This window comes from Nostoc sp. (assembly GCF_036917975.1).
Lineage (GTDB): Bacteria > Cyanobacteriota > Cyanobacteriia > Cyanobacteriales > Nostocaceae > Nostoc.
The window spans coordinates 70297-81967 of the sequence record NZ_JBALEJ010000073.1; the positions used below are offsets into that span (position 1 = coordinate 70297).

10 protein-coding genes and 1 pseudogene are annotated in these 11671 nt (G+C 43.9%); 5 read left to right on the forward strand and 6 right to left on the reverse strand.

All coding sequences use genetic code 11. The features are described from left to right. Positions 1-51: 51 nt before the first annotated feature. Entirely contained in the window at positions 52-723 is a 672-nt protein-coding gene (locus tag V7K76_RS26155) for an ABC transporter ATP-binding protein (protein ID WP_334777445.1), read from the forward strand. A gap of 117 nt (positions 724-840) precedes the next feature. After that, positions 841-2277: a TolC family protein gene (locus V7K76_RS26160; protein WP_334777446.1), complete on the forward strand. Its 1437-nt coding sequence runs from the start codon at positions 841-843 to the stop codon at positions 2275-2277. 654 nt (positions 2278-2931) lie between these two features. Here the strand turns inward: V7K76_RS26160 and V7K76_RS26165 are convergent. Then, a complete protein-coding gene (locus tag V7K76_RS26165) occupies positions 2932-5196 on the reverse strand; it encodes a cation:proton antiporter domain-containing protein (RefSeq protein WP_334777447.1) in 2265 nt (754 codons plus the stop codon). Between the two features lie 827 nt (positions 5197-6023). After that, on the reverse strand, positions 6024-6560 hold the full coding sequence (locus tag V7K76_RS26170; protein WP_334777448.1) for a GAF domain-containing protein: 537 nt from the start codon (positions 6558-6560) through the stop codon (positions 6024-6026). Positions 6561-7316: 756 nt separating this feature from the next. Between V7K76_RS26170 and V7K76_RS26175 the strand changes: the two are divergent. Beyond that, positions 7317-7460: pseudogene (locus V7K76_RS26175) on the forward strand (NF041680 family putative transposase); the annotation flags it as partial. Positions 7461-7518: 58 nt separating this feature from the next. Here the strand turns inward: V7K76_RS26175 and psb34 are convergent. The 4 genes from psb34 to V7K76_RS26195 form a co-directional block, all read right to left on the reverse strand. Further along, the gene (gene psb34 / locus V7K76_RS26180; RefSeq protein ID WP_334777449.1) at positions 7519-7698 is read right to left on the reverse strand and encodes a photosystem II assembly protein Psb34; all 180 of its coding nucleotides are present in this window, start codon (positions 7696-7698) and stop codon (positions 7519-7521) included. A gap of 253 nt (positions 7699-7951) precedes the next feature. Further along, entirely contained in the window at positions 7952-8104 is a 153-nt protein-coding gene (locus V7K76_RS34675) for an HNH endonuclease (protein WP_442936183.1), read from the reverse strand. A 263-nt stretch (positions 8105-8367) separates the two neighbouring features. After that, the gene (locus V7K76_RS26190; RefSeq protein ID WP_334777451.1) at positions 8368-8781 is read right to left on the reverse strand and encodes a transposase; all 414 of its coding nucleotides are present in this window, start codon (positions 8779-8781) and stop codon (positions 8368-8370) included. Then, a complete protein-coding gene (locus V7K76_RS26195; RefSeq protein WP_335030209.1) occupies positions 8667-9719 on the reverse strand; it encodes an IS630 family transposase in 1053 nt (350 codons plus the stop codon). Before V7K76_RS26195 ends, V7K76_RS26190 begins: the two co-directional genes overlap by 115 nt. 252 nt (positions 9720-9971) lie before the next feature. Here V7K76_RS26195 and V7K76_RS26200 point away from each other — a divergent pair, with 252 nt between their 5' ends. Together V7K76_RS26200 and V7K76_RS26205 are read left to right on the forward strand one after the other, a co-directional pair. Continuing rightward, positions 9972-10109: a hypothetical protein gene (locus V7K76_RS26200; RefSeq protein ID WP_334774632.1), complete on the forward strand. Its 138-nt coding sequence runs from the start codon at positions 9972-9974 to the stop codon at positions 10107-10109. Between the two features lie 163 nt (positions 10110-10272). Then, on the forward strand, positions 10273-11562 hold the full coding sequence (locus V7K76_RS26205) for a Glu/Leu/Phe/Val family dehydrogenase (protein ID WP_334774633.1): 1290 nt from the start codon (positions 10273-10275) through the stop codon (positions 11560-11562). Positions 11563-11671 lie beyond the last annotated feature (109 nt).

Below are 11671 nucleotides of genomic sequence, written 5' to 3' on the forward strand. Positions count from 1 at the left end.
GTAATTCGTAACTCCTAACTCCAAACTCCTAACTTTTAACTTTTAACCCTTATGCCAACAATGATTTGGATGGAATCTATTACTAAAACTTACCACTTGGGAGAAGTTAGTGTTCCAATACTCAAGGGAATTCAACTCTCTATTGAAGAAGGGGAATACGTCTCGATTATGGGTGCGTCAGGTTCTGGTAAGTCCACGCTCATGAATATTTTGGGATGTCTGGATCGTCCCACAACTGGAGACTATATTTTTGAAGGCAGAAACCTGACAACTTTTGATGATGATGAATTAGCCTATATCCGCAACCAAAGAATCGGTTTTGTTTTCCAACAATTTAACCTATTGGCGCGGGCGACAGCATTGGAAAACGTGATGTTACCAATGGTTTACGCTAACTTGCCCAAGCCAAAACGCCGGGAAAGGGCATTAGAAGCCCTAGAAAAGGTAGGACTAGGGGGACGCATAAGTAACCGTCCTAGTCAACTCTCTGGCGGACAACAACAACGAGTAGCGATCGCTCGTGCTTTGGTCAACCGACCTGCATTAGTTTTGGCAGATGAGCCAACAGGAGCTTTAGATACTGAAACTTCCCATGAGGTGATGAGTTTGCTGACTGAACTTAATGACCAAGGAATCACGATTGTGATTGTTACTCATGAGCCAGATATTGCTGCTCAAACCAGAAGGATTATTCGAGTTCAGGATGGTTTGATTGTCAGCTAATTTGTTAAGATAAACCCTCTGAGGAGGAAGTTCAAATTTAAACCTCTGTAGGTCAATCAGGATGAAAACTTTTGATTGTATCCTCAAAGAAACCCGATTCATGACCATATCTAGATTATGAATTTCAGCTTATTATTCGTGCATTCTACCTGGGTTAGGGTAGCGTTGGCGGTAGCCTTACCATCAGGCATCGCTATTCTTTTTCCAACTTTAGCAGGTGCAGCAACTCCCCTAAAACCGCAGAATTCCCCAACCTCTGTACAGGTTCCCGATTACCTCAACCCCAATCCCAATCCTCTGCAATTTCCTACCAAACCGGAAGAAGTGAAAATTCAGAAAACTGTATCAATCAGTTTGGCACAAGCTTTGGAACTAGCACAGCGCAACAATCGAGACTTACAGGTAGCCATATTACAGCTAGAAGGCAGTCGTTCAGCCTTACGTCAGTCTCAAGCTGCCTTATTTCCGACTCTGGGAATCAGCAGTAATGTGACTAATAGTGGTAATGGTTTTACTAGCAATTCATCTCCAGCTAGCACTTCTTTTAATGCTTCAGCACAACTGAATTATAATCTCTATACGTCGGGGAATCGACAATCAATAATCCAAGCGGCTGAAGAACAAGTACTTGTGAATCAATTTAATGTTGAAACTCAGTATTTGACAGCTAGGTTGAATGCCGCGACTCAATACTACAATTTGCAACAAGCAGATGAACAAGTAAGAATTAGTCAGTCTGCTGTGGACAGTGCCCAGGCTAGTTTCCGGGATACTCAAGCCAGAGAAGAAGCTGGAGTGGGTACGCACTTTGATGTGCTACAAGCTCAGGTAAATTTAGCAAATGCCCAACAAACCCTGACTAATGCTATCTCGCAGCAGCAAATTGCCCGTCGTCAGCTTGCAACTACGTTAAGTTTGTCACAGTCAGTTAATATCACCGCCGGAGATCCTGTAGAGTTAGCAGGTCTTTGGCAGCCAACAATGGAAGAAACTATTATCCAAGCGTTTCAAAATCGTCCAGAATTGCAACAATATTTAGCACAACGTAATATTTACGAGCAACAGCGACGACAGGCACTTTCACAGCTAGGGCCGCAAATTAGTGTGGTAAGTGCCTACAATCTGCTAGATCGGTTTAATGATGGCATGAGCATTACTGATGGCTATTCAGCAGGAATTCAAGCAAGTCTAACTTTGTTTGATGGGGGCGCAGCCAGAGCAAGTGCAGATCAATCGAAAGCGAATATTGCGATCGCAGAGACTCAATTTGCTAGCCAGCGCGACCAAATTCGCTTTAATGTAGAACAGTACTACTTTCAATTACAATCCAATTTAAAGAATGTGCAAACTTCTACTCTGGCTTTAAGTGAAGCTAAAGAAGCTCTGGATATAGCAAGGTTGAGCTACGAAGCTGGTGTGAACACTCAAACAGATGTGATTGCTGCTGAAAGTGCCCTGACAACAGCAGAAGGTAATCGAGTTACAGCTATTGTGAATTACAATCTCGCTCTCGCTAATTTACAAATATTAGTCACTGACAGAGCTTTGCGTTAAGGTCACGTCGCTTCTCTACGAGACGCCAAGGGCGAACGCTCCGAATTCAAAATTCAAAATGACGCTCTCTACGAGACGCTAAAAGCGTAGCTTGCTTCCCTGAAAGGGTACGCGGACTCGCTCTAAGCCAAGCCATGCCGTTCGCGTAGCGTCTCGTAGAGAAGGCTTTACGCTACGCTAACAAAATTCAAAATTAATGATCCCCATAAATAAATTTAGGGGCTTGTATCATGAGTCGTTTTCGGTCAAATCACTAGACATCTGGTGAAATTAAATATGCGTTATCCAGAACCTTTGTAGAGACATAGCACTGCTACGTCTCTACATTCTTTTTTACTACCCCTTCGGGGCGGGAGTAGGGAGTAGGGGAAGAAACTAGCCCTCGATTTAGGTTTAAAGCCGTACAACTCTTAGAGACGCTACCGCGTAGCAAGATCCCCGTAGGGGTACGTCCCGCTACACGCTAACGCCTGCAAGTGGCGCGAACGCGAACAGCATCTCGTCAGAGAAAAAATCCTTGTATCGCATATTGGTTGAAACCCCGCTTTTCGGAAAAGCTTTCTTAGTTTCCCTACTCCCCACTCCCTACTCCCCACTCCCTTTCATAGCCTTGAAGCAACTGGGTTTATACTCAAAACTCAGCACTCAGCACTCTTATGGCACTGTAATAACTGCTACTGGGCAATGGGCTTTACTCAAAATTGCATCCACTCTGTGACCGAAGAAAACGCGACCTGTAACCATGCGGATGTTACTTCCGAGAATAATTAGGTCAACTTCTTGGGTTTGGGCAAACTTGAGGATTTCCCTTTCGGGGCTGGTTCCTTGAAGAATATAGGTTTTGACATCAGCACCCAGATTACGGCCAATTGCTGCTTGCTGTTCGAGCAGATCGTGGGCAATTTCCTTGACTGGATTTAGCGATCGCTGTTCGTAAAGAATATACTCAACTTGTGGTAAATTAATCACGTTAACAATCATCACTAATGCCCCGGTTTGAGCTGCGATCGTGCTTGCCATCTCTACGGCATTTTTACTATATTCTGTCCCCACCGTTGGCACGAGAATTTTTTTCAGTTGTTGTTGAGGGATTTTGCATATCTCGCCTTTGGGTTGCGGTAAGTGCGACTTCACCACCATCGTTGCACAAGGCGCTTCTTGGACAACCCGGTCAACAAGCAAGTTAAATAATGCTTTCTGGGGGCTTATCTGTTCAGAAGCTCCCAATACAATTAAGTCATAATTTTTGTTCGCTTCATTGAGAATTACCTCGGCTTTATTACGCCCAGACTCCGTTTTTGTTTGCAGGTTGGTATTAGCCGGGAGCTGCATTTCCTCAGTGACAGAAGCTAGAGCTTGCTCGGCGGCAGTATCTTTAACCTGGGTTGCCTCCGTCCGGCGGGCTTTGCTTTGAGGTTGCTTATCACTCAGGGCATATAGAGAGGTAACTTCTATTGAGTTTTGGTGAGCCATGTAACCGACTAATTGCGCCGCCAGTTGAATGTTGGGGCCACCACTAGTAGGTATTAAAACACGCTGAATTTGTTTGATAAAGCTGCGGCTATCCTGTTCTTCTTGTTCCAAACGTCGAGCTTCCTCTTCACCCATAACTACTTTTGACAAAGACCAGCGCAAAAGGGGTGGAGCCATTAAGGAAGTGACGATCGCTACCATGACAATAATCGAGTACATTTGGGGATTCAGCACTCCCAAAGATAAACCAATGGTGGCAACGACAATTTCCATCGCCCCGCGAGCATTCATCCCGGAACCCATCGCCAAGCCTTCCCAGTGACTCAAGCCGCCGACGCGAGAACCAATGTAAGCACCTGTAAATTTGCCAACACAGGCGACAGTGAGAACAATTAAGCCAAATATCAATGTTTGGGGGACTAACAAGGTTAGCAAGTTAACTTTTAAGCCAGCTGAGGCAAAGAAAATTGGCGCTAGAAAGGCTGCTGTGAAGACTTCTAGCATGTGTCCGGCTTCATTGCTAAAGCGGCGGGATTGACCTGCTAGAATCCCCAGTACGAAAGCACCTAATGCTGCTTCTAAACCTAATGCGTGGGTAAGTGCTGCGGCTGAGAGCGAAAGAATCAGCACAACCGAAATACTAGCGGCGATGCCACCAACGTAGTCATCAACCCAGCGTAAAATCTGATCTACAATAGTACGCCCGATTGTGAAGGCGATCGCGAGAAACAATATAGCCGCACTCACGGAATGAAAAATTGTCCCAAAATCAAATTTGCCGCTACTAGCTAGACCTGAAACCACAGAAAGTAAAATCCAGCCGATGGTGTCGTCAGTCATCCCCGCAGCTAAGGTGACTTGACCAATGTCACGGCGAATCAGGTTTAAGTCCATCAGCACCTTTGCAATCACTGGTACTGCTGAAATACTCATTGCTGTGGCGATGAACAGACTAAATACCAATCGCTTTTCTGGGTCGGCTAAAAAACTATTTGGCAATAGCCAGCCCAATCCAAATCCGGTGATAAAGGGGACAATAATTCCGCCCAGCGAGATGAGTAGAGCCGTTTTACCTTTACGAAGAATCAGCTTGAGATCCGTTTCCAACCCAGTTACAATCAGCAAAAATAACACACCTAACCAAGAAATCACCGAAAGTAAATCAGATTGTTCTTGACTTTTGGGAAAGATTTGTGCTTGTAAGTCGGGAAGGAGCAAACCAAATAGAGAAGGGCCAAGCAACACACCTGCCAGTAATTCTCCAACAACAGGCGGTAGGTTAATCCGGCGCATCAACTCACCTAATCCCCGCGCTACCAGAAGCAACAGTGACAGTTGTACTAGCACCAACAGCAACTCATGATGACCGAGAGGTTTAATTACACCATCACCTACTACTTTCTGTGCAGCGAGTACAGGTACTAATATCAGGGACAGGTTTTGCATAATGTCCAAAGGTTGGTTTAAAGGGGTTGCTTAAGTAAATCCTGAAAATGTTTACTTTCACATCGGCCTATAAGATTAAACTGTCATTATCAAATGGCACTAAGAAAAGCCCAAAAGCCTGTGTAGCCTAGTTTACAGGCTGGAGGCTTGTGAATGTATTCCGAGAGGCTCCGCCTCTGGTCAAGAAAGAGGAGGCGGCAGCCCCCCCAGAATGGGTTCCCAGCCTCCAGGCTTGTTCCAGTCAACGCAAGGGCTGTATCTTAACTTAGTGCCATTCCTCCCTACTCCCTTTCATTTTATAAATGGTTTCTTAGGTTTTGATTTTTGCCGAAGCGATCGCAATCCTCAGCCCAATTATTGCGTCTAAGGAAACTCGCCATACATTACGCTGTATTCATTTTTAATTTTCAATTTTTAATTTTTAATTCCGCCTTGCGGTACTAGCCACTCACCAATGACACCAGCACGCCATTAGGATCGCGGACACGAGCGATCGTTTGTCACTAAGGCTGGGCTTTAGGAGCATCTAATGCTTTTGCACCAGAGCCGATCGCTCTCATGTAAGCACTGCCAATTTATTTCTTGGAGTTCTCATATTTAACCGAGTACCGTGGGTTTAAATCCCCCGGTTCAATAACCGGCAAGTTTTGGGTCGGGGTCTGTCTTGCAAAGTTGCTCCTCTTTGGGAGACCCCAAGACCGCAATGCAGCGCTAAATCCCCGGACGCGACGCTCGAGTACTCGCTAACGCTGCGCTATCGCAGACTCGCTACCGCAACGCTTTCACAAAACTTAATTACGAATTACGAATTACGAATTACGAATTATTTAACTTTCTAGTATGTAAGGGGCTGTTGCTAGAGTTTGGGCCCCTGTTTGCATCATTTCTATATCTGATGGCGACCAAGAATGAGGCCCTTGACAGTGATGTGCTGCTAGCAATCCCCATAATCCTCTGGGAATCAAAATTGGTACAACCAGATTAGCGCGAACCTGCATATTGCGGAGAAAATCTCGATGACAAGATTCAATTGGCTCTAATTTAATATCAGCGATCGCCTTTACCCGTCCTGCCAAGTATAAAGCAGCATACTCGTCATTAAAACAACCATCTGGGCCAGTGGAACCAAGTATGGAAAATTCTTGAGAACTCAAAGATTCAAAAGTCACTTGACCTTGCCACTGCCCGTAAAAATAATACAACACCACGCGATTAACCTGAAGCGATTCTCTGAGTTGATTGGTTGTTTGCCGCACTAACTCATCGCGCTGCATTGTTTTAACAAGGCGATCGAGCAAAACTTGCAAACCCTGTTCACGGCGATCGCGACTATGGTTAAATTCGGAGTGAGAATGAATTTGCACGGTTCTAAAATTACGACTAAGTAAATGCTGCCGGATTTATATAGTAATTTATTAGACCTTATTTAAATACATTTTTGTATTTATAGCAGCAATTCCATTTTAACGGAAGTTAATACTAGTACCGCAAGGCGGAATTCAAAATTCAAAATCCAAAATGAATACAGCGTAAGGTTTTCAGGGATTTAGAATGGTATATCTATTTACGCCGTGCTGTACTAGTCAACCTGTTCGCTGAATTTAAACTAAATTCTTAAGAAATTATAATTTTTAATTTGCACCAAAAAAAATTCCCAATTTTTATTCAGGTTACAGAGTATTACACTTATGATTTGCAAAAACATTTTTTGGAATAATTGCAGCAATTAAACTTCGTTCATTTGTATTAGCTGCTATTTCACGAAATGCTAGTCTATATTTCTGGTAACTTAATATTTGTTTAACATGTTCTTTTTTGGACAGTACAGCGCTTCCGGCTATTATGCAATACAGTTTTCTGCTTGCCCCTCTCCTATCATTGCTTTCAGCTTTTAGGATGTACCTCATAGCTGCCGGAAGTGCTGTAATTGTTGACGCACTTCATGAACTAAGGGAATATGACGGACAACACCCCTAGTTGCAAACCAAACAGTACCCCATTATCCAGCAACTTGTGCATCGTGTAACAGTGCGTTAGAAATAGACTCTTATGCAAAGCCCTACATGGGCTATTACGTATTGGAACTAGAAAAGCTAGAGTCTGGAATCGAGGTAAAGTGTACACATACGAACTGGTCACTACCAGATGCAGTCAAACTCAAAGAAAGAAGCTATGAATATAGTGGCACATCTACATCTATAGCCGGAAATAAACCAATAACCGTAGGACAGATGTATAGCACAATTGCCTGGATACCAGAAAAAAGTCTCTGATTAACTCAGCCCTGCTGGGTCATTTTGCATGGCTTAGTCTAAACTCCAGTCAACTACTTTTAGAAACAAAGAAGGCGACTATAATCAAGCCTACAACCAAAGCTGTAGCGGCAATTCCTAGTAGGAGATAAGTCCGCTTTTGCGCTTCTGTGGGAGGTTCTGCTTGATAAATTTTTGGTTCACGAGCAAAATTATTCAGAAGGCCGCCTTCTTCATTGGTATAGGGCATGAATTAATTCCTTTATCTTTATCGTTAATTTAATGTTACATAAATGCTAAATCTGCTCTTAAACTGCTAGATAAATCGTTACATTGGGGATTAGGGATTAGGGATTGGGGATTGGGGATTGGGAATTGGGGATTAGGTATTTTGAGCTATTTGACACTAGTAAACTCAACGAGGTTGTCACCAACCCCGTTGGTCTTCAAAACCGTGCTTAATAGTTTCCCATTACACGGCTCCTCAATGAATCGGCACATTGTCATGTGTACTTCACAACTGAACCATCCTCAGTTGTCTTTTCATCGTGGCAGTGTCGATGTAATATCTGAAGATTTTTATATTCGTCTTTGCCGGACATACTCTTGGGGGTTATGTGGTCAATCTCCAGTACATCTTCTTCTCGAAAATACATTCCGCAGTGGGTACACTTCCCTTTTTGTTTCTTTAAGAGTGTTGCCACTCTCGTAGTCGTTTCGGGGTGTTTTCCCAATCTAGTACTCCAGTAAATTAGATTGCCATCGTAGGGACTGGCATCGCCTTCAACTTTCACATGACGGATAATCTTTGTTTGCGTGTGTGACCGTAGTTTCCTTTGGAGTCACCCTCATGGTTATTCAGTTATCATCTGAGAGAGATTAAAAAGTGCGAACTCCACCCACTAAGTACAGCTTTGCATTAATTCGTAGCGAATTTCTCCATCATCTGTGCCACTGTATATGACCATTTTATTGGTTGTGCAGAATCATTGTGGCGGATAATAAAATCGGTGATGCGTTGCTGCAATGTATTAAGATCAGGAAAATCATTCGGAGTTAGTAGTTTTCGCTGTAGGATGCTGAACCAAATTTCAATTTGGTCTAACCAAGAAGCGTATTTTGGCAGCCAAACAACTTCGACTGCAAAGTTCCAATCTTCTTCTTTTTGTTTCTGATTCAACCAAGTCTGTAATTGTTTTGGGGCATGAGTGAATGGCACTAAGAAAAGATATAGCCCTTGCCCTGACTGGTTCCCAGCCTCCAGGCTGGGAACGGATTCTGGGAGGCTCCGCCTCCAGAGGGTTGACGAGAGGCAGAGCCTCTTTGAATACATTCCCAGCCTAGAGGCTGGGAACGAGGTAACACAAGCCTTTGGGCTTTTCTTAGTGCCATTCGGGCATGAGTAGAACCATTGTCAAGAATTAAATAGATATGGCGTACACCACGACCAATGGCTTCTGGGATTAATACGGATATTATAAATGCCTGGAAATCGAGAAATGTTTTTGTGGGACTACAACAACCATAAATCAAACCTTCGGCAACACTTAAAGCCGCAAAAAGATGTGTTGCTCCTTCCCTGACATATCGGGCTGCAGAATGAACTGGTTGGTTTACACCTGCTGCTTTATTCGGATGTAAGCCTCTTCGTGCTTGGATTGAAGTTTTCTCATCTACGCACACTACCCAAAATCCAGCAGAAAGTAAAAATTTAGCTTGGGCATATAATCTGAGTACGGGTGTTGCTTTTTCAACGAAATTATCATCAATCCGGTGCATCCAAGTATGAAAGCGCCAAGGCTTTATCCTTTCAGATTTTAGCCATCGCCAAACTGTTGAAGTTGCGATGGAAACTACAATACCCAGTGTGACTAGATGTGCGGCAATATCGCTACAACTCCACCTCGCTAACGGTATATCAAAATCTGTTGGTTTGCTGCAAGCGATGCCTGCGGCAACGCGAAGCGCGAACGCTGTAGCTTGTGCTTTTACGATCGCTTGAAACAAACAAGGACGACCCGGACGTGGTGCTTCTTCCAAACTACGGGTTTGACACCAACGCTTACGCCACTTACGTACAAGACCCGATGAACATCCTATTTCTCCAGCGATTTGAGCATCTGTCCAATCTGGATTTTCCTCAACTTTTATGATAATTTTTGCTCGTCTGGCTTTGCTTTGACCTGTTTTACGCGCCAGTGCTTGTTGTTGCAACAGCTTTTTTTCTTCTTCCGTCAGTTGCACCCTGTAAGTTTTTTGCCGACCAATCATAGTACTGAATGGTTAATGGATGTGTGTATATGCCTACCCTACACCTAAAAAATTTCCCTTGTCAATTCGCTACGAACTTGTGCAAACCTGTACTTAGCAAGATGAAAGGGAGTAGGGAGTGGGGAGTGGGGAAACTAAGAAAGCTTTTCATCAGGCGGAATATATAAATTTTGATTAAGTTGACACAAATTTCATTGGTGTCAACTTAAGCTAAAACTCCTTTAAAACCTCGTTTCCAGCCTCCGGCTGGAAATGCAACTCAAAAGTGGCTCTGCCGCCAGCAAGAGAGGCGGAGCCTCTAGGACGGCATTCCCAGTCTCCGACTGGGAACGAGGCAATCTAAAAGCTAGTTCTAGACTTGCTATCACGTTAATGCCGCGATCGCCTTAGCAAGATGAGAAGTGATGAGTTGAAAGATAATTTTCGCATATCAGAATATAAAATATAAAACTGTAACAAAAACTACAAAAATCTTGTTTTTCTCAAAAAAAGGGATAAGCTTAAGTACAGATGATATCCGGTTCGTAAAGATACCGTGATTAGGAGAAAATTTATGATTTCAAAATCATCGTTGCTGGCAGAACCTGCTTCTCCAGCGCATATATGCCCATTTGACCAAGCCTGTAGCTACTTAGAAGCGGCAGCTAAAGAATTAAATTTAAATCAGGGTTTACTAGAAATTCTCAGCCACCCGCGTAAGGTTGTCACAGTTTCCATACCCGTGAAACTAGATGATGGGGAAATACAAGTTCTCGCTGGACATCGAGTACAGCACTCTGATGTTTTAGGCCCATACAAGGGTGGAATTCGTTTCCATCCGGCTGTAACATTGCGCGAGGTATCCGCTCTAGCAATGCTGATGACCTGGAAATGTGCCTTGTTAGGTATTCCTTATGGTGGTGGCAAGGGTGGCATTGCTATAGATCCCAAACACTACAGCGTTGGCGAATTAGAGCGAATCAGCCGTCGTTATATCAGCGAGTTGATAAAAGATATTGGGCCTTCCGTAGATATTCCTGCGCCAGATATGGGTACTTCTGCCCGTGAGATGGCTTGGATGATGGATACTTACTCTGTAAATGTTGGTCATGCTGTACCAGGAGTTGTAACTGGGAAACCCCTTTCAATTGGTGGTTCTCTGGGAAGAGAAATGGCAACTGGACGTGGCACGATGATTATTGTCCGTGAGGCGTTAGCAGATCGAGGTAAATCCTTGGTAGGAGTGCGAGTAGCGATTCAGGGTTTCGGTAACGTCGGCTGTGCCGCAGCAGAATTACTATATGAAGCAGGCGCAAAAATTATCGCTGTTTCAACTGGTGCTGGGGGAATATTCTCTGAAGTTGGTCTTGATATTCCAGCGTTAAAAGTCTACGCCGCTGAAAATCGCAAGAGTATTGCGGGTTTCCCCCAATCTGTACCAATTAGCAATGCAGATTTATTAACTTTACCTTGCGATGTCTTAATACCAGCGGCTTTAGAAAACCAAATCACTGAAGAAAATGTGAATCAAGTACAGGCGCAAATTGTCGCAGAAGCAGCTAACGGCCCGGTTACTCTTGAGGCTAACTTGGCATTAGAGGCGCGGGGTGTGACAGTGCTACCGGACATTTTGGCAAATGCTGGCGGTGTAGTAGTCAGTTATTTGGAATGGGTGCAGGGTCTTTCTTACGTATTTTGGGATGAGGAGCGCGTCAACCGCGAAATGGAGCATTTGATGGTACAAGCCTACCGCAAGGTGATTCATCAGTCGGAGGTGCGCCAAATTTCTTTAAGGTTAGCAGCTTACACTTTAGGGGTGGGTAGAGTGGCTCAGGCACTAACTGACAGGGGTCTTTATCCTTAATTGTTGATAGAGTTTTGATGTATTTGAACCACATCTGTCGTAAGGGCACAGCATTGCTGTGCCCCTACCGCGTGGTCTAAGCTAAAAAACATCTAATTTGGATAATCGA